16 protein-coding genes are annotated in these 18,345 nt (G+C 47.0%); 7 read left to right on the top strand and 9 right to left on the bottom strand.

All coding sequences use genetic code 11. The features are described from left to right. Positions 1-366 precede the first annotated feature (366 nt). The 8 genes from AC5ZC7_RS13680 to AC5ZC7_RS13645 all read right to left on the bottom strand — a co-directional run bounded on the left by AC5ZC7_RS13680 (position 367) and on the right by AC5ZC7_RS13645 (position 7,947). Positions 367-855 (bottom strand): hypothetical protein, encoded by a 489-nt coding sequence (locus tag AC5ZC7_RS13680; protein WP_496161871.1) that lies wholly within the window; start codon positions 853-855, stop codon positions 367-369. Positions 856-1,137: 282 nt separating this feature from the next. Next, positions 1,138-2,247: an ABC transporter permease gene (locus AC5ZC7_RS13675; RefSeq protein WP_496161870.1), complete on the bottom strand. Its 1,110-nt coding sequence runs from the start codon at positions 2,245-2,247 to the stop codon at positions 1,138-1,140. Next, positions 2,244-3,350, bottom strand: a complete 1,107-nt coding sequence (locus tag AC5ZC7_RS13670) for an ABC transporter permease (RefSeq protein ID WP_496161869.1) — start codon at positions 3,348-3,350, stop codon at positions 2,244-2,246. Before AC5ZC7_RS13670 ends, AC5ZC7_RS13675 begins: the two co-directional genes overlap by 4 nt. A gap of 10 nt (positions 3,351-3,360) precedes the next feature. Continuing rightward, a complete protein-coding gene (locus AC5ZC7_RS13665; protein ID WP_496161868.1) occupies positions 3,361-4,104 on the bottom strand; it encodes an ATP-binding cassette domain-containing protein in 744 nt (247 codons plus the stop codon). Between the two features lie 12 nt (positions 4,105-4,116). Continuing rightward, a complete protein-coding gene (locus AC5ZC7_RS13660) occupies positions 4,117-5,031 on the bottom strand; it encodes an ATP-binding cassette domain-containing protein (RefSeq protein ID WP_496161867.1) in 915 nt (304 codons plus the stop codon). After that, positions 5,028-5,978, bottom strand: a complete 951-nt coding sequence (locus AC5ZC7_RS13655; protein WP_496161866.1) for an HlyD family secretion protein — start codon at positions 5,976-5,978, stop codon at positions 5,028-5,030. The genes AC5ZC7_RS13660 and AC5ZC7_RS13655 overlap by 4 nt, the downstream gene beginning before the upstream one ends. Positions 5,979-5,991: 13 nt before the next feature. Next, the gene (locus tag AC5ZC7_RS13650) at positions 5,992-7,263 is read right to left on the bottom strand and encodes a TolC family protein (protein WP_496161865.1); all 1,272 of its coding nucleotides are present in this window, start codon (positions 7,261-7,263) and stop codon (positions 5,992-5,994) included. A gap of 63 nt (positions 7,264-7,326) precedes the next feature. Beyond that, complete coding sequence (locus tag AC5ZC7_RS13645; RefSeq protein ID WP_496161864.1) at positions 7,327-7,947, bottom strand: TetR family transcriptional regulator; 621 nt, start codon at positions 7,945-7,947, stop codon at positions 7,327-7,329. A 124-nt stretch (positions 7,948-8,071) separates the two neighbouring features. Between AC5ZC7_RS13645 and AC5ZC7_RS13640 the strand changes: the two genes are divergently transcribed. The 7 genes from AC5ZC7_RS13640 (at position 8,072) to AC5ZC7_RS13610 (ending at position 16,333) form a co-directional block, all read left to right on the top strand. Beyond that, positions 8,072-9,370 carry a S41 family peptidase gene (locus tag AC5ZC7_RS13640; protein WP_496161863.1) on the top strand — a complete coding sequence of 433 codons (1,299 nt, stop codon included), beginning with the start codon at positions 8,072-8,074 and terminating at the stop codon, positions 9,368-9,370. A 207-nt stretch (positions 9,371-9,577) separates the two neighbouring features. Then, on the top strand, positions 9,578-9,952 hold the full coding sequence (locus tag AC5ZC7_RS13635) for a hypothetical protein (RefSeq protein WP_496161862.1): 375 nt from the start codon (positions 9,578-9,580) through the stop codon (positions 9,950-9,952). Between the two features lie 127 nt (positions 9,953-10,079). Beyond that, entirely contained in the window at positions 10,080-10,898 is an 819-nt protein-coding gene (locus AC5ZC7_RS13630; RefSeq protein ID WP_496161861.1) for an MbnP family protein, read from the top strand. A gap of 5 nt (positions 10,899-10,903) precedes the next feature. Next, entirely contained in the window at positions 10,904-11,941 is a 1,038-nt protein-coding gene (locus AC5ZC7_RS13625; RefSeq protein ID WP_496161860.1) for a cytochrome c peroxidase, read from the top strand. Between the two features lie 12 nt (positions 11,942-11,953). Continuing rightward, on the top strand, positions 11,954-12,880 hold the full coding sequence (locus AC5ZC7_RS13620; RefSeq protein ID WP_496161859.1) for a transporter: 927 nt from the start codon (positions 11,954-11,956) through the stop codon (positions 12,878-12,880). A gap of 1 nt (position 12,881) precedes the next feature. Next, a complete protein-coding gene (locus tag AC5ZC7_RS13615; protein ID WP_496161858.1) occupies positions 12,882-13,721 on the top strand; it encodes a helix-turn-helix domain-containing protein in 840 nt (279 codons plus the stop codon). 119 nt (positions 13,722-13,840) lie between these two features. After that, positions 13,841-16,333, top strand: coding sequence for a phosphocholine-specific phospholipase C (locus AC5ZC7_RS13610; RefSeq protein WP_511911547.1), 2,493 nt, complete (start codon positions 13,841-13,843; stop codon positions 16,331-16,333). A 121-nt stretch (positions 16,334-16,454) separates the two neighbouring features. Here AC5ZC7_RS13610 and pafA read toward each other — a convergent pair whose 3' ends face one another. Then, a complete protein-coding gene (gene pafA, locus AC5ZC7_RS13605; RefSeq protein WP_496161856.1) occupies positions 16,455-18,113 on the bottom strand; it encodes an alkaline phosphatase PafA in 1,659 nt (552 codons plus the stop codon). Positions 18,114-18,345 lie beyond the last annotated feature (232 nt).

Below are 18,345 nucleotides of genomic sequence, written 5' to 3'. Positions count from 1 at the left end.
TTTAAAATTTTAAAAGTAGCTACTTGATTCTTCAAATTTATTCATAAAATCCATTTTATTTCAATATTTTTTCTAAGGATAATACAGGAATAGTAGTCAAAAGGTAGTATGGGCAAGACTTTGCAGCTATTTTATTATGTATTTAACTGATAGTCAGCGGTGTGTAATTTTTTCGAGTAGGAGTTGGTTCGTATTTTATTTTTAGTACGTATGGTCGGCAAGGCAGGGCCACGGCAGCTGTTGGCAGTGGCGTGGAGCAGGAGGGGGTGGAGATATATAGGTGGTTAAAATGTAATGTATTAAATGCAAAAAGAGGGAATCATGTCCCTCTTTTGCTTTTATTTAATGCCCCCCTTCGGGAGATGATTAATAATTGAAGTGCTGTATTGGCTGGCCGTCAGCACCGATAGTAATCGTATACTTTTTAAAACCGCCAAAAAACAAGTCTTTTTTCAGGTAGGCCACCATTTGGTCAGACAATCCTTTCAGCTTTGCACTATCCTTATCAGGTGAAGTAATAATTGTCAGTTTCACATCATCTACCTGGGTATGGGCAATAACCTTCGCAACATCTGCCGGATTGGTCAGCGCCGCCTGGCCAGGGGCATCGCCACCAACATACTTTCCGTCAAAATTGAAATTGCAAATTACCAGGTCATGTCCAAATGCCTGGTTAAAGGCAACGGAATCTTTTACAAATGTACTAACGCTACCGCCTATATGAACATTGTTATTTTGTTGAGCGCTGCTGTTGGATGGGGCGTCATCCTTTTGTTGTGCCGTGTTCGTTTGATTGGAACAACCATTCAGCAACAAACAAAGGGCAACCGGGAAAACTAAAAGGGCTTTTTTCATTGTACCGTTTTAATAGATGAATTAGGCTTTTCTTATATTACGAATTTCTTCGTAGATAAAGATAAGGAAAAAAATAAAACAGCAAATTATTTTTATTTTTTACGGAAGATAGGGTACTACTATTCTTCCATCACTTTCGCGTACCGGTAGTAGTTCGATTGCCGGATAAGCCGCACGGCCGGTTGCACACTGACGATATCTTTTTCATCTCCTTGGGATACGGGAGAAGTATATCATCTTACAAAAAATAACCGCAAACAAAATAGACAAAAAACAGCTCCATCAACTTGTCTTCCTGTAATTTAAAATCGCCCAGCCATTCAATACCAGGGCAAACAACACGAGGTATACAAACTCCCATTTCACATCCATCAACCCGCTCCCTTTCAACACAATCATCCGGATAACTTTAATAAAATGCGTGACAGGCGTTAAATTTGAAATGACCCTGGCCCAGGCGGGCATGCTCTCTACGGCTGTGAACAGGCCGCTCATGAGCATAAAAATCATCACAAAAAAGAATGCCACAAACATAGCCTGTAACTGATTACTGGTATACGTGGATACTAATAAACCAAATCCCAGCAACGCCACCAGGTACACTGCTGCAAACAGGTACAGCGTGATAAAACTTCCCACCGGCCAGATACCATATACGCCCCAGGCAACCAATAATCCCAGCGTAAAAACAATCATCCCCACCACCCAGAAAGGAATCAACTTACCAAGAATAAATTCCCATTTACGTATAGGCGTTACGTTGATTTGCTCTATAGTGCCCACTTCTTTTTCTCTCACTATATTCAGCGCCGACATAAAGCCGCCAATCAACGTCAGCAATAGCACCAATACCGCCGGTACTACATAAAACCGATACTCCGCCAATGGATTAAACCAGTTCGAGTAGGTCAGGTCAATAACGCCCGACGGGGTACCTTGTCCCGCATTAATGGGTATCTCTTTATTAAAATCCAGGATCACCGCCTGCAGGTAACTACCACCAATAGTGGCCTTGGTGCCATTAATAGCGTCTACAGATACCCCGAGCTTTTGCGAGCCTTCCCGCACCAGGTTGCTTTCAAAGCCAGGAGGGATTTCCAGTACCAGGTCCGCTTTTTCTTTTTCTATATAAGTTAATGCCTCCCGGAAAGATCCCGATGTGGCTATGATCCTGAAATAGCCGGAAGCGCCTATTTTAGCCAGCAGTTGCTGTGAATAGCTGCTGTGGTCATGATCCACCACCGCCAGGTTCACATGCTTTACATCAAAATTCATGGCCAGGGGCAGAATGATCAGCTGTATAGTTGGCATCGCAAACATCATGGCCAGGATGGTTTTATCCCGGAAAATTTGCCGGAACTCCTTCTGCAGAATATATCGCAACACTTTCATGATAACCGGGTTTTAAAGTTTCGCAAAGCCACTGTTAATGCTACGGTCGTCATGCCTAACAACACCAGTGTTTCCTTCCACACATATTTAAACCCAAGCCCCTTCAGCATCACGGCCTTCACTATCAGGAAATACCAGCGCGACGGGATCAGGTTGGAAACCAGCTGGAAGAATTTTGGCATGTTCTCCAGCGGAAACATAAACCCGGTAAAGATCATCGTTGGAATCATCATGCCCATCATCGATAATAACAATGCCGTTTGCTGGGAATTGGTGGTATTTGAAATCAGTAATCCCAGCGATAAACAGGTAACGATAAACAGCATGCTTTCCAGGAAAAGCAGTACTATACTGCCTTTTATACCTACATCCAGTACAAACACCGCCAACACCAGGATCAGGATGAAATTAGCCAGCGACAGGATCAGGTAGGGAATTGCTTTGGCAATTAATACCATCAGGGGTTTGAAAGGGGATACCAGCAATATTTCCATGGTACCCAATTCTTTTTCCCGCACTACAGATACCGATGTGAGCGCAGTACATACAAGCATTAATATAAGGGCCATCACGCCGGGAATAAAGTTCAATGAGCCATTACCTTCTTCATTATATAACATCCGGGTTTCAGGAATAATCATATAGGGTAAATGCGCCGCAGGACTTACTTCCTGCTGATAGGCCATAGTGATGGCCGTGATATAGTTGATCACCGTTTTAGCGGTATTCGGATCGGAACCATCTGTAATAATCTGTAGCTGTGGCTTTCCTCCATGTTGTAAGTCGTTGCCGAAGCCGGAGGGAAAAATCAGGGCGCACCTGGACCGGCCTTTTCTAAAGGAGTCTGCAATACCATTGTCGTCCAATAGTGCTTCCGATACAATGAAGTAGGACGATGATTTTATTTTACCGATCAACTGTTGTGTATGGATATCCCTGGCATGATCCACGATGGTAATGGTGATGTCCTTTACTTCGCTGGTGAGTGCAAAGCCAAATAGCACAATCTGTGCTACCGGCAAACCAAACATGATGAGTAAGGTGCGCTTATCCCGGAATACATGGTAAAACTCTTTCCGGATAAAGGCGAGGAACTGTTTCATAAGGAATATTTTAATCGCCTGATCGTTGCGCACGACGAGCCAGCTGGTAAAAAACCTGGTCCATATTATCTGCTCCGAATTGCGCTTTTAGATGGGCAGGTGTGTCCAATGCTTCTACTTTGCCATCTACCATGATGGTAACCCGGTTACAATACTCCGCTTCGTCCATGTAGTGCGTGGTGACGAAAATGGTGATACCTGCTGCTGCAGCCGCATAGATCATGTCCCAGAACTGCCGCCGGGTTACCGGGTCAACGCCCCCGGTAGGTTCATCCAGGAACACAATTTTAGGGCGGTGAAAAATAGCCACGGAAAATGCCAGTTTCTGTTTCCAACCTAACGGTAGTGCGCCTACGAATTTCTTTGCTTCTGCGGTCAGCCCCAGCTGTTGTAGCAATTGCTCCGTTCTCTTTTTGATCTCCGGCGCTGGTACGCCATACACGCCGCCAAAGAATTCAATATTTTCCAGGATGGTCAGATTTTCATACAGCGAAAATTTCTGACTCATGTAACCGATATTTTTCTTGATGGATTCCTGTTGTTTGTAAACATTGAATCCCGCTACGGTAGCCTCCCCGGAGCTGGGATGCGATAAGCCGCACAGGATACGCATGGCTGTGGTTTTGCCGGCACCGTTAGCGCCCAGGAAGCCAAATATCTCCCCCTTATTCACTTCAAACGAAATTTTGTTGACGGCATAAAAGTCGCCAAATCGTTTGGTCAGATCCTTACAGATGATTACTTTTTCTTCCATGTCTGTATCGTGTTAAGCCTGGTTCATTAACCGGATGAAACTGTCTTCCACCCCCGGCTGAATTAATTTTGCCTCTACCCGGGTATGTCCCTGTTGCTGCATTTGTTGCTGTAAATCTGCTATGGTAGCGTTGTTGCGCAGGGTAATATGGATGTATTCCCCGAAAGCATAACTGCTTTCCACTGCCGGGTGACTTCTCAGCGCTGTCAGTAACTGGTAAATGTTATCTGCCCTGATGGCGTAAAGCTGCACCGGGAATTGGGCTATGATAGTGGCCGGTGTATCTACCGACATGATTTTACCATCCTGGATCAGCGCAATGCGTTCACATAACATGGCTTCATCCATATAAGGGGTAGATACCACGATGGTGATTCCCTGTTGCTTCAGTTGCCGCAGCATTTCCCAGAACTCTTTGCGTGACACCACGTCTACGCCGGTGGTAGGCTCATCGAGGAACAATACTTCCGGCTTATGAATCAACGCACAGCAGAGGGCCAGCTTTTGTTTCATCCCACCGGATAATTTACCGGCACGGCGGTCATTAAACGGTTTGATCTGTTCGTAAATATCCTTGATTAATGCATAGTTTCCCGTAATGCTGCTACCGAAAAGGGTGGCAAAAAAATCCAGGTTTTCTTTGACGGTGAGGTCCTGGTATAAGGAGAATTTGCCGGGCATGTAGCCGATTTTGCTCCGGATTATTTTGTAGTCTTTCACACAATCGTATCCTCTCACGGCTGCCTGCCCTTTATCTGGCAGCAACAGGGTAGTGAGTATGCGGAAGATAGAGGTTTTACCGGCGCCATCTGGCCCAATGAGGCCAAACAATTCCCCTTCTCCAACTTGTAGTGATACGTCGTTTACAGCCAGCACTTTGCCGTTGTCGTACGTTTTAGTAATATGATCCAGGAGTACTGCACTCATTTTGCCGGGGTGTTAAGGAGCATTTCGCCATACATGCCAATTTTCAGATAGCCGTCATTTTTTACCCGCACCTTCAGGGCATACACGAGGTTGGCCCTTTCGTTTTTGGTTTGAATGGTTTTGGGTGTAAACTCAGATTTGTCTGATATCCAGGTGATGTTGCCCGTGTAACTTTTATAGTTTTTTTCTCCCTGGTCAATCCGCACTGCTACGGTTTGTCCCAGCTTGATGGCGGGTAATTTATCGCCGGTGATATAGGCTTTGAGATATAGCGTATCGATGTTGGCAATTTTATACAATGCTTTTCCTGTGGCAGCCATTTCGCCTTTCAGTGCGTAGCGGGTAAGCACTACACCGGTTACGGGATTAATGATTTGCCCTTTCTGAATCTGCTCGCCATATTGTGCCAGGGATTTTTCCAGTGGTGCTTTTTCGCTGAGGATGGTCCGGTTTTGAGTGGCGGTATTGGAGTCGTTCAATTTTATTTGTTGCCGTGTTACGCTGATTTGCCGTTCCAGTTGTACAATAGCGGCATTGATATCATCCAGTTGTTTTTGGGTGGCGGCATCGTTTTTTACCAGGTTCTCTGTTCTTTTTCTTTCCCGGTATTGCTGTTCCAGCTGGGCTTCCTGCACCAGCAGCTGACGTTTCACCAGCTCTGTTTGCGGAAGGGGATTAAAGGTTTTATCTTTCAGCGCATTGATGGAGGCCTGCACCTGTTCCCGTTGCAGGGTAGGGATGGCCACATCAATTTGTCCTACGGTTTGTCCCGCAGTAAGCCGGTCGCCTTCCTGTACGGAGAAGTTGAGCAGCAATCCTGTTTGTTGTGCCGATACAATGACCTCATCGGCTTCAAAATTGCCGGAGGCATCGTAGTCGGGTTTGCCATTGCCGCAGGCATGGAGCAATATCACAGCAGCGAGTCCGAATATGGTGTTGTATTTCATATGCAGTAGTTAATCAGTTCCCGGAAGTGTTTTTATAATTGTATTGTGCCTGTAGTAATTGTATGCGATGTAGTATCCGCGATTGTTTGGCGAGATTTTCGGCGTTGAGTTGTGCAATGTACTCATGTACGGTAACCACGCCATTGTCCAGCTGTGCCTGTGCTGATTTTCGTACGGACGACCGGAGGCTGATTGCCTGGTCATCCTGTTCCATCAGCATGGTATACTTTTCCATGTCCTGGCTTTGTTGCCGTAAAGTAAGGTTAGTATTGAACAGGAACATCGCTTTGCTGATGTCGAGGTTTTGCCGGTTGATGTCCAGCTGTTGCCGGTTGTTTTTCAACGAGTACAGGCTGCCGAGCGACCAGCTCAAGCGTACGCCTCCCACCCACCAGGGCCCAAATTTATTGTCTACAATATTCAGCGTAGGACGGCCATAGGCGCCCTGCAGAAAGGCATTTAGTTTAGGCAGGTAATTGGACGTGAGCTGCTTTTCCTGTACATCGTATGCTTTTTTCTGGATGTCGTAGTAAGTAATTTCCGGGCGATGGATATCGCTTTGTGGCGTCACTGATGCGGGGTAGGCCAGGGTAGTGCTGTCGCTGAGCGACTGGTTAATAAACACCGACAACATTTTCATATAGGCGGTACGGTTAGCGCTGAATTCGGTGGCGGCCATGTCGCTGTTCACGATTTCCGCCTTGAGTTCATCTACGTTACTCCTATAGGCGACACCGTTAGCCAGGGCTGCCTGGGCTTTTTGAGCGGCACTTTGCAGGTCTGCTTTCCGGAGTTGGTTTTGGTGCAGTTGGGCGTCCATCAGCAGGATGCCGAAATAGAGCTGTGTTACCCGGTCTTTTACTGCATATAGATTCACCTCCAGCTGTTGTTGCTGAATGGCCTCATTGGCGCGACTGCTTTGCTTCTGTAATTTGCCAACGCCGCCATCATAGATTTGCTGGGTGATCTCCGCCTGTATTTTATACTGGTCTTTGCTTAATACCGGAGGATTCAATCCGGGAATGGCTGGCAATACATCACCGAAGTTAATGGTCTGCGACTGGTAGCTGGCTTGCCCGCTGATGGTGAGTTGTGGCAGGTATAGTTTGCCTGCATTCTCTACGGAGTAGCGGCTGCTGCGCGCAATGAGGTCGTACTGTTTAATCAGCGGATAGTTTTGCCGGGCCAGCGTGAAACACTCCTCCAATGTGAGGGTCTGTGCCGGCACCTTTTCAGATAATACACCGAATAATAAACAGCCGCATAGTGCTTTGAATAAGTTCATGGTGCAATATTCATTTTGAATAATTGTTTTGAAAAGTTGTTCAATTTTGGTGCAAAAAAAATGCTATTTCAGCATTCCTTTGATCCACAGCGGAATCAGCTGCCTTCTTTCTTCCATAAGTGTTTTAAACTCGGCCGGTTTTACCACTTTATTCCTTTCCAGTAATGGTCGGGCGAGGAAGGGCATTACCACAAACCCAATAAGGTTCATCATCAGCTGAATAGGATGTATCTGCAATTTCCCTTCCTGCTGTAATGCGTGCAGCTGTTGGAAAAAGTGCGATTGGAAGATGGCATTTTTCCGGTTATCTTTTAACAGCTCATCTGTACCGGCAAATATTTCATTCACCATAAATAAAGGGAAATCAGGATTGTTTAACAGCAGCGTAATATAATGGTCTGCTATCTGTTCCACTTTTTGCGGTATACTGAGTTGCCGGTTGTCCATCACGGCCACCACCGCGGTGAATAATTTCTCTACTACCTCGGCCATTACAAACTGGAATAACTTCTCTTTACTGCGGAAGTAATAGTTGACGAGGGATAGATTAATATCGGCTTCCGCCGCAATGTCGCGCACCTTAGTGGCCTGGTATCCTTTTTTGGTGAACACAATCCTGGCGGCGGCTTTAATCCGTTCCTCCGTAGAGTCATCCATTTTTACTTTCTTTTCACGAACCGGCATATGCAATAAACATTGGTTTACGCGACAAAGATACAAAATTGAACAACTTTTCAAAACATTTGTTCAATTTTGTTTTTTAGCGGGTGTAATATTATTCGATATATTTATTTTAAATCCGAGAACCTTGAAAAGATTATTGCCCGCACGCGCTTATTACATGGCCATTATTGCTGTTTGTTTGTTCCTTTCCTGTAAGCAAAAACCTACTTTTCACAAAGGAGCCTGGCAAGGTACCCTGGAAACCGGTGACATAAAATTGATGGTGTATTTCAGTCTCGGGGAGTCTGCCAGCACAATCAGCGTTCCCTCACAAGGCAATTTTGCACATCCTGTTACAGCGGTAATTGATAGCAAAGATAGCGTGGTATTGAATTTTGACGATGAGTTACTGCGGGCCCAATTTGCCGGTAAAAGCTACGGCGACAGCGTTGTAGGTGTTTGGCGGCAGGGAAAGGCTATCCTTCCACTCACCATCCACCGTATATCAGCCAGCGCCATTGGTCATGCCAATATTGAGGTGTTTCTGCACGAATGCCAACAGTACGCATTGTACCGCGATGCTGTGAACTGGAATGTTATCAGGGACTCCGCTTACCTGATCGCCGGTAAGGAACCGGGTCTGCAGCAACTTGGGAAGGCGGTAAAACACATTTTCGGGAGTATGCATGATAATCATGCTTTCTGGATTTACAACGGAAAATACCCGGCTGCATCGGGAGAGAATGTCCCATCCGAAATATCTGCCGCTTTAATGACCGCTGTAAAAACATATGGCCGGCAGCTACAGGTAGTTGCACTCGATAATAATATCGGTTATATCCGTATGCCTATGATTACTGAAATTGATCCGGATAAGATTGCTGCGATTAAACAAAACATGAAAACTGCCATCAGTAAACTAACTGCGCAACATATTCAGAAATGGGTGTTGGACTTGCGGGTTTGTGGTGGCGGTAATATGTGGCCGATGCTTGATGGTATCAGTGATATACTGGAAGATGGCGCCCTGGGTGGTTATACCGATCGTCAGGGTCAGTTTATGAAGCATTGGAATATGAGAAAAGGTATCGCCTGCCAGGAAGATTCGGCGATGGATCTTGCCACATCAGTTCATAATAAAGTGGCTGTATTAATCGGCCCCGTTACGGCCAGCGCCGGAGAAGCAGTAACAACAGCGCTCAGAGGCCGGCCTCTGACGAAATCATTTGGAACACCCAGCTTTGGACAAATTACGGCTACCAGGGTTTTTTCCATGGCGCAGCAGGGAATGATGATTTTCTCTGTTGGATACTATACGGACAGAAACAAGACGGTATATAAAGAAAGGATAATCCCGGATGAAATAGTGTCCGCAGAAAGTAATTTTGAAAATCCTGCGTCGGACCCCACAGTGGTGCGTGCTACGACGTGGCTTAATAAATAATTGTCAGTAATATTCCTCCATTCTATTTTGAGGGATGGAGGAATATGTTTATTTCGTTGCCCTGGCAGCCTTTCCGGAAGGCTCATTGATCTCCTGTGTAGAGAAAAGCATGAAAAATTAAATAATAGTCCCGTTTTTTATACGCACCACGTATGGTTTATGCGTACTTTTGCGCATCAAAGTTTTTACTAATCACTTACTGGTAGCATGCGGAAATTATTCATAGCGGTTTTTTTAATGCTGATCTGGCTTTGCCAGCTCTCAGGCCGCTATTTCGTGATGCTCGAGTTTTATTTCAACCAAACTTATATTGCTGCCAACTTATGTGAAAACCGCGATAAGCCGGCCATGCACTGTAATGGTAAATGTCACCTGCGTAAAAAGCTGACAGAGGAAGATAAACGGGATCAGGATAATCCCGAACGCAAAGATCACCGGAGCGAAATATTTTATGCCGCCTGGTTCCAGCAAGGCGTATTAAAACCTGCTGCCACCACCTCCACTAAAAACTATCTGCATCCCTATTGCATAGGCACCCCCATTGATCAGCCCACTGCTGTGTTTCGCCCACCCACGGCCTAGTTGATTGATTCTTTTTGTTTTTATTTTCAAATGTACACGGCTGTACTACAGCCATTTTATTGTCTTTACACCACCTGCATCCCGCAGGAGGGAGGCCTTGTATTGCCTGCCTAAAAAAACCATGCTCATGCTACATTTTAAACACACAATATATTGCGTCGCCTTGTTGTTGACCACTTTTGCTGCCTGTAAGAAAGAGGATACTGCGCCGTCGGCAGATGCCAATGCCACGGCTACCTTATCCATACAATTTGATAACATCGCAGGAGATAAGAACCTCCAACTGAATACCGGTGTATATACCAACGCTGCCGGCGAACCTTTCAGCATTTCGCTGTTACAGTATTTTGTCAGCAATATACAGGTGAAAAACAGCAAAGGCGCTACTTACACCGTACCGCAGGACGACAGCTACTTCCTGGTATCAGAAGCCAATCCGGCCTCCCAGTTTGTAAAAGTAAAGGTGCCGGAAGGAGATTATAATACGCTCACCTTTGTACTCGGCGTAGATAGCCTGCGCAGCACTATGGACATCAGCAAACGAACCGGTGTGCTGAATCCTTCGGGCGGCATGGACGATGCTATGTACTGGGGCTGGAACAGCGGCTATATCTTCTTCAAGATGGAAGGTACTGCTGCCGCTGCACCCGTAGACCCCAGTGGCCAGCGTAAGTTCCGGTATCATATCGGTGGCTTCGGTGGATACAGTGCACCTACATTGAATAATATCAAAACGATCACCATTGACCTGGCTGCCGGTGGCATTGCCAAAGTAAGACAAGGCCGCGAAGCCAATATTCACCTGATGGCAGACATCCTGAAAATGTTTAACGGTAGCACCGATATCAGTATTGCTGCTAACCCTACGGTGATGTTCAGCGAATTTAGCCGGAATATCTCCGCTAATTACACACAGATGTTCCACCATGATCATACAGAAAATTAAAGTGTATGAACAGGCAACAATGGATAATCATTACCACCATGGTGCTGTTTTTGCTGGCATGCAGCAAGGAACGGCAACTGGCCGCCTTCATCGGATTCCGGCAGCCTGCCGGATTCCCGGCGCCGGCTTATAAATTGGAAAACAACCCGGTGACATCAGCAGGTTTTGAACTCGGCAGAAAATTATTCTACGAGCCAAGGCTTTCCCGTAACAATACCATTTCCTGTGGCTTCTGCCACCTGCAAACATCCGCTTTCACACATCACGGACATGATGTAAGCCATGGTATCGACGACCGCCTCGGCAGCCGCAATTCCCCGCCCATCATGAACCTGGCCTGGAATACCACCTTCATGTGGGACGGCGGTGTGTTTGACCTGGATCTGCAGCCTATTGCTCCCATCACCAATCCGGTGGAAATGGATGAAAGCATGGACAATGTATTGCAGCGACTCCGTAACACCGCTCCCTATCCGGCGTTGTTTCAGAAAGCCTTTGGCAGCAAGGATATCACCACAGCGCGTATGATGAAGGCATTATCGCAGTTCATGGTGATGCTGGTCAGCGATCAGTCGAAATACGACAGCGTAAAACGGCAACAAGGCGTGTATTTCACCACGGATGAACAACAAGGCTATGCCTTATACCAACAGCATTGCAGCAGCTGCCACCGGGAGCCGCTGTTTACGGACCAGTCGTTCCGCAACAACGGCCTGGGGGCCGGACCCAACAACGACGAAGGACGTTATGCTGTTACGCTGAATCCGGCCGATAAATACACCTTTAAAGTGCCCAGTTTACGCAACCTCACGTACACCGCACCCTATATGCACGATGGTCGCTTTTATACATTGGCGGCCGTTTTAAGGCATTATACCGCAGAAGTACAGGACATGCCTACTTTAGACCCGCTGCTGAAACAGCACGGCCGTTTGGGCATTGCACTCAGCAATACGGAACAAACACAATTGCTGGCATTCCTGCAAACCCTGAATGATCCTTCTTTTATCAACGATAAAAGATTTTCCGAAGAAGCACCTTAAAAAAGATATGGAATGAAACGATGGATGATACTCTTGTTATGCCTGCTCGGCGGTATGTATGAATGTCGCGCGTGCGACATCTGCGGCTGCGGTGTAGGTAGTTATTATATCGGCCTCCTGCCGGATTTTAAGAAACGGTTCGTAGGATTACGGTACCAGTATAAAACCATGCGGTCGCACCTGGGCCCCGGTGGTACCACTTCTTACCTGACAACAGACGAAGTATACCAAACCGCAGAACTATGGGGAGGCTGGAATATTGGCCGCCGTTTCCGCGTGCTGGCATTTGTACCACTCAATATCAACAGCCGCGAAAACCAGGGCGTAACACTCCGCCAGTCCGGGTTGGGAGATATCGCCACCGTAGGTTATTATCAGCTGTTGGATAAGCAACATACCACCCGCCATAATCAATTACTGGTACAATCACTCTGGATAGGAGGAGGTGTAAAACTGCCTACCGGCAGGTATCAGCCGGCCGTGCACAAAGAGAATGAAGACACGCCCAATAATTTTCAACTCGGTACTGCCAGCGTTGACTTTACACTCAATGCCGCTTATGACGTGCGACTGATGGACGCTGGTATCAATACGAACGTCAGCTACAAGATGAATACGGGCAATCGGTACGACTATCGTTATGGCAATAAATTTACCGCTAACCTGCTGGCCTATTATAAAATCAGGCTGGCGCCAACCGTAAGCATCGCGCCAAATGCAGGATTGCTGTATGAAACGGCGGATAAAGACAGGGAAGGGGCTGCCGGGAAGGTAGATGTCTCCGGAGGATATGCCTTACTCGCCACTACCGGGATAGAAGCCACTTTCGGCAATATGGCCGCCGGGATTAATTTCCAGCCGGTGGTATCTCAACAAATGGCCGACATGCGTGTGAAAGCAGGCAACAGAGCCATGGTACATGTTACTTATTTGTTTTAACATGAGATTTGATGACATTGCCCTCCTCACCATAGGGCCTGATCATGCTTTCTGGACCGGCACGCTGGCAGAAATGATGCAGCAATTTCCGTTGCAGGAACAACCACACCGGTTGCGCTGCTACCTGCTGCTCTGCGCCAGCGCCGGTACCGTAGTAGTAGATGATAAAACCGTTAACATCCACCAGCCCGGCATCTGCTGTATACCGCCCAACAGTGTGTGCAGTATACAGGTGCCGGCCGGGCAGGTTATTTGTTTTACGGAAGATTTTTTCTCACTGCGCTATAACAGCAACGTGCTGTATCAATTTGGCTTCCTGACAACACAATCCGGTAGTTATCTGCCATTGGAACCTGCTGCCTTTCAAAAATGGCAACTACTGTCGGGCCTGATGCAGCAAGAGTTTCAGCAACAATATAAAAATGGCGACCGCGTACTGCGCTCGTACCTGAATATCCTGTTGTGCAGCCTGGACCAGGTGTATAACGATAACGACTATCCCGAAAGAACCAGTAACCGGGATGAAAAAATAAGACGCTTTGAAACCTTGCTGGAAGCGCATTATAACAGTCATAAAACACCTTCGTTTTATGCCACGCAGCTACACATTACTACTAACTACCTGAATAAATTATGCCGCGAATTCCGGCATATTTCCAGCGGGGAATTAATCAGGAAAAGAGTGACCATAGAGGCACAGCGATTGCTTTATCATACTGGGTTTTCCGTAGGTGAAATAGCCGACCAGCTGGGGTTTGAAAGCGCTTCTTATTTCGCCACGTTTTTCAAAAAACATACGGGCCAGTCGCCGGAACATTTCCGCAAACAAGGTAACAGATAATTAATGAGCGGAGCCATTGCATTCCTTGAGAATGTTGTTTATTTTGTTTTGGCGAACAATGTAAAAAAAATAACGCCAGGCTATCTATGGACTCACGCAGGGAATTCCTAAAAAAATCAATGTTGTTATCAGGAGCAGCAGGGCTATCCACCCTGATGCCGGCCTCTATTCAAAAGGCGCTGGCCATAGATCCGGCGCCGGGAAGTACTTTCCTGGATGCGGAGCATATTGTGATCCTGATGCAGGAAAATCGCTCTTTCGATCACTGCTTTGGTACCCTTCAGGGCGTACGCGGTTTCAATGATCCAAGAGCCGTATGGCTGCCGAACGATAATCCTGTATGGTTCCAAACCAACGAAAAGGGCGACACGTATGCCCCTTTTCGTTTAAATATCAAAGACACCAAAGCCACGTGGATGGGTGATTTGCCACATTCGCGTCCCAGCCAGGTGGATGCATATAACAAAGGCCGCTACGATAAATGGCTGATCGCCAAACGCCCGGGCAACAAAGAATATGCCGCCATGCCGTTAACCATGGGTTACTACACCCGGGAGGATTTGCCCTTCAACTACGCGATGGCAGATGCTTTCACGGTATGCGACCAGAACTTTTGTTCTGCTATGACCAGCACCACACCCAACCGCTCTTTTTTCTGGACGGGGAAAATAGTGGAAAATGAAAATGGTATACCGAAAGCGCATATACGAAACGACGACTACAGCTACGCCAAACTGCACTGGAAAACATTCCCGGAGTTGCTGGAAGAAAACGGCATCTCCTGGAAATTTTATCAGAACGAAATTAGTTGTGGCGGCGGATTCAAAGGAGAAGAGCGGGCATGGCTGGCCAACTTTGGCTGTAACCTGCTGGAATTTTTCGCGGCCTATAACGTGAAGTTCTCCGAACGTTATATCAACGGGCTGATGAAGCAGGTGGAAACACTGCCGGATGAAATCAATAAACTACAGGAGGCCAGTCCTTCCTCTGAGGCGGCCGCAGAAAAGATCCGCACAGATATCGCTAAAAAACAGGCCGTGTTGGACAATGCCACCAAAGAACTGTTGCAATGGAACAAAGAAAGCTACCAACGACTTACTCCACAGCAGCAGGCGCTGTACCAGCGCGCCTTCGTTGTCAACAGTAAAGATCCGGCCTACCGGAACGTGACCACCGTCAACTACCAGGACGGCGCTACCGCCCGCGAAATCACCGTGCCGGCAGGAGATGTATTGCATCAGTTCAGACAGGATGTAAAAGACGGCACCTTGCCCTATGTGTCGTGGCTGGCGGGCCCGCAGAACTTCTCAGACCATCCCAGCGCCCCCTGGTACGGCGCCTGGTATGTATCGGAAATACTGGATATCCTTACACAACAACCGGAAGTTTGGAAGAAAACAATTTTCATTGTCACCTACGATGAAAACGATGGATACTTCGATCACCATGTTCCTTTCTCCATCTGCGATAACAAACGGCCCGATACCGGCAAATGCTCAGCCGGCATTGATACAGAAATAGAACAGGTGCGACTGGCACATGAACTGGCGCAGGGAGTTAGTGAGAAACAGGCCCGGGAAGCGCCGGTAGGACTGGGTTTCCGGGTACCGATGATGATTGCATCACCATGGAGCAGAGGCGGAAAAGTGTGTTCGCAGGTATTTGAACATACGTCTACCTTACAATTTCTCGAAACCTTCTTTAATCAGAAGCTGCATAAGCAACTGCATTTCGATAATATCAGCCAGTGGAGACGTACCATCAGCGGGGATTTAACCGCCGCCTTCAGCCCGTTCAATCCGGCTACACCGGCAAAGCAAATTTTCCTGGAGCAGCATCGTGTGGTGGAAAATATCAACAACGCGCGTTTCAAAGATGTTCCCACAGGTTTTACAAAAATTGCCAGTGAGCAGGTAGCGGCCTTTAAAAATAAACAGCGCCCGCTGTCACTATACCAGGAAACGGGTACGCGTCCAGCCTGTGCGTTGCCGTATGAACTACTCGCTGATGCACAATGGCAACCCGGTCAGCAACAGTTATCACTGAAAATGCAGGCGGCTACCAACATCTTTGGTGATAAAGCGGTGGGTGCGCCCTTCACCGTTTATACCACCCGTCCTTTCGGTAATCGGCCTGATCTTCCCGGCAAAACCTGGTCATTTGCAGTAGCCGCCGGCGATACCTTGCAATACGAGTGGGCGGTAAAAGATTTTGAAGGATCGCAGTATCACCTGCATTTACACGGACCTAACGGATTTTACAGGGAGTTTAAAGGTACTGCCGAACATCCGCAGCTTGAGCTGCAACTTAGCTATGAAAGAGCCGGACAGCTAAAGAAAAAAGCTACCGGCAACCTGGTATTGCGTATAGTCAACACCGGTAGTACTGCCCGCGAATTACTCATCCGGGACATGGCCTACAGCGGGAATATGATCCAGCGCAAAGTGGCGGCTGGTGCAACCCTGGATATTATATTGACCTTGAAGAAAAGCCAGGGCTGGTATGATTTTGCGGTGAGTGTGACGGGCTTCAACCAATTCAGCCAACGCTATGCCGGCAAGGTAGAAACAGGAGCCGAAGGAATCACGGATCCGTTTATGGGGAGAGCGTAAAGAGAGAATTACGAATTACGAATTACGAATTACGGATTTGTGGGAAGATTAAAGCGAGTATTCTTCGCGTTTACAATCTTCCCACAAATCCGTAATTCGTAATTCGTAATTCGTAATTTTTTTATTGCAGTATCTGCTGCACAGGCTTACCAACGCATCCGCTTGGCATCTGTATATGCAGCATAGCGGCGAGTGTAGCAGCGATATCGGTCATATGAACGGTTTCATTGCTGGCGCCATGTTTAACATGCCATCCCATAAACACCAGTGGAATATGAATGTCGAATGGGTTCCAGTTACCGTGGGTAGTGCCTTTCAGCGAACCTTCAAACCATCCTGGTTCCGGAATAACAATAACAGCGCCGGTACGTTTGCGATTGTAACCGTTGATGGCCATGGTGTTAATTGGCTCTGGCAGCGGGCTGGTACCGATATTATCTAAATCGGCGGCAAACTGGATGCCTGGCAGGGCTTCAAAATATTGAATAGACGCTTTCTTTATAGCATCATAGTCCAGTTTGTTAGCAGTTATTTTCGCTTTATCATAGCTCACGTGGTAGTTCATGAAAGAAGTCACCAGTTTATCAACGCCAAATTGTTTGGTGAGCGTGCTATCCAGGCCAGCCAACATTTTCCGGGTTCCCACCGGACCAGCTGGCAGGTTATGTTCCTGCATAAATTTAATGGCGTGTGCAGCGCCATGGTCAGCGGTGAGGAATACCAGGTAATTACCTTTACCTACTTTTTTATCGAGATAACTGAAGAAAGAAGACAGGTCTTTATCTAAACGCAGATAGGTATCTTCTACTTCAATAGCGTTAGGGCCGAATTGGTGACCTACGTAGTCGGTAGAGGCACAGTTGATGGTAAGGAAGTCGGTAGCGGCGCCATTACCCAGGTCGTAGCCATCTACGGCGGCTTGTGCAAAGTCCAGTGTCAGCGTATTCCCGTTAGGGGTAGCGCGTAAACTGCCCGGATCTTTTTTATAAACTTCTTTCAGCTGATGTGGGAATACCGGTGCTTTTTCTCCGGGATAAGTACCTTCCCAGGCCATGTCGTCGGCGGTGCTCTGCGCGTAGGTATTGATAGGGTACAGCGTTTCCCAGGGCTTAGACATCAGTTGTTGTGGCTCTTTACGATCGTTGAACTTTTTCACCCAGTCAGGCAGTTCATTCATGTAATAGCTACTGGTGATGAAACTGCCGTTGCTGTCGTCCAGCCAGAAAGCACCATTCGGTGTATGTCCGGCTGGTAAAATCGAGGCACGGTCTTTCAGCGATACGCCTACTACTTTGGAGCGGAAGTTAGTAGCCAGGCGCAATTCATCGGTAATAGTGGAGGCCAGCAGGTTGCGTGGCGACATTTTACCTGCGGAACTGTTGCTGCCTACCGGTTGTACAGTAGTATCTTCGGTGCAATACCATTTCCTGCCGGTTACCTGGTCCGGCCAGTCGTTGCCTGTGATACCATGAATGGCAGGTATGCTACCGGTATAAATGGTACTGTGCCCAACGGCGGTAAAAGACGGAAGATGGCTGATGAATGTATTCTCACAGGAAAATCCTTCCCCCAATAAACGTTTGAACCCTCCACTTTCATAGCGGTCATAATAACGATATAAATAATCCCAACGCATCTGGTCCACTACAATACCCACAATCAGTTTGGGCTTTTCATTAACTTGAGCAACTGCTGTCAGGCTTTGTAGTGCTGTAACAGCACCCAGCATAACAGCAGCCACCGATTTTTTCATACCATTCATAATGTAGAGTTTTTTCATTTTTAGGTTCACACCCCAAAACGGGAATCGGCAAACGTAGTAAAAAAACACATAAATGCCCACCACTTTTACAGGAACGTATGTTAACCAGTGTTAAGCTGTGTAAGCTTGCAAAATGAAATGGTGTATGGCAGCGGATTTTATATGTTTGTAGATGTTTTGTAGATCATCCTGTATATAAGATGTAGGGACATAAATTTGGAGAGGACGGCAAAAGAACGGCATCTTTGTA

Source organism: Chitinophaga sp. 9-1-y, assembly GCF_059511905.2.
Note: the sequence above shows the minus strand (reverse complement) of the source record. Positions and strands in the feature narration are given on the sequence as shown.

Coding starts and splice junctions, on each gene's coding strand:
- AC5ZC7_RS13670 (WP_496161869.1), bottom strand. CDS start 3,350: ATGAAACAGTTCCTCGCCTTTATCCGGAAAGAGTTTTACCATGTATTC.
- AC5ZC7_RS13675 (WP_496161870.1), bottom strand. CDS start 2,247: ATGAAAGTGTTGCGATATATTCTGCAGAAGGAGTTCCGGCAAATTTTC.
- AC5ZC7_RS13650 (WP_496161865.1), bottom strand. CDS start 7,263: ATGAACTTATTCAAAGCACTATGCGGCTGTTTATTATTCGGTGTATTA.
- AC5ZC7_RS13610 (WP_511911547.1), top strand. CDS start 13,841: ATGTTGTTATCAGGAGCAGCAGGGCTATCCACCCTGATGCCGGCCTCT.
- AC5ZC7_RS13620 (WP_496161859.1), top strand. CDS start 11,954: ATGAAACGATGGATGATACTCTTGTTATGCCTGCTCGGCGGTATGTAT.
- AC5ZC7_RS13630 (WP_496161861.1), top strand. CDS start 10,080: ATGCTACATTTTAAACACACAATATATTGCGTCGCCTTGTTGTTGACC.
- AC5ZC7_RS13615 (WP_496161858.1), top strand. CDS start 12,882: ATGAGATTTGATGACATTGCCCTCCTCACCATAGGGCCTGATCATGCT.
- pafA (WP_496161856.1), bottom strand. CDS start 18,113: ATGAAAAAACTCTACATTATGAATGGTATGAAAAAATCGGTGGCTGCT.
- AC5ZC7_RS13680 (WP_496161871.1), bottom strand. CDS start 855: ATGAAAAAAGCCCTTTTAGTTTTCCCGGTTGCCCTTTGTTTGTTGCTG.
- AC5ZC7_RS13660 (WP_496161867.1), bottom strand. CDS start 5,031: ATGAGTGCAGTACTCCTGGATCATATTACTAAAACGTACGACAACGGC.
- AC5ZC7_RS13665 (WP_496161868.1), bottom strand. CDS start 4,104: ATGGAAGAAAAAGTAATCATCTGTAAGGATCTGACCAAACGATTTGGC.
- AC5ZC7_RS13655 (WP_496161866.1), bottom strand. CDS start 5,978: ATGAAATACAACACCATATTCGGACTCGCTGCTGTGATATTGCTCCAT.
- AC5ZC7_RS13625 (WP_496161860.1), top strand. CDS start 10,904: ATGAACAGGCAACAATGGATAATCATTACCACCATGGTGCTGTTTTTG.
- AC5ZC7_RS13645 (WP_496161864.1), bottom strand. CDS start 7,947: ATGCCGGTTCGTGAAAAGAAAGTAAAAATGGATGACTCTACGGAGGAA.
- AC5ZC7_RS13635 (WP_496161862.1), top strand. CDS start 9,578: ATGCGGAAATTATTCATAGCGGTTTTTTTAATGCTGATCTGGCTTTGC.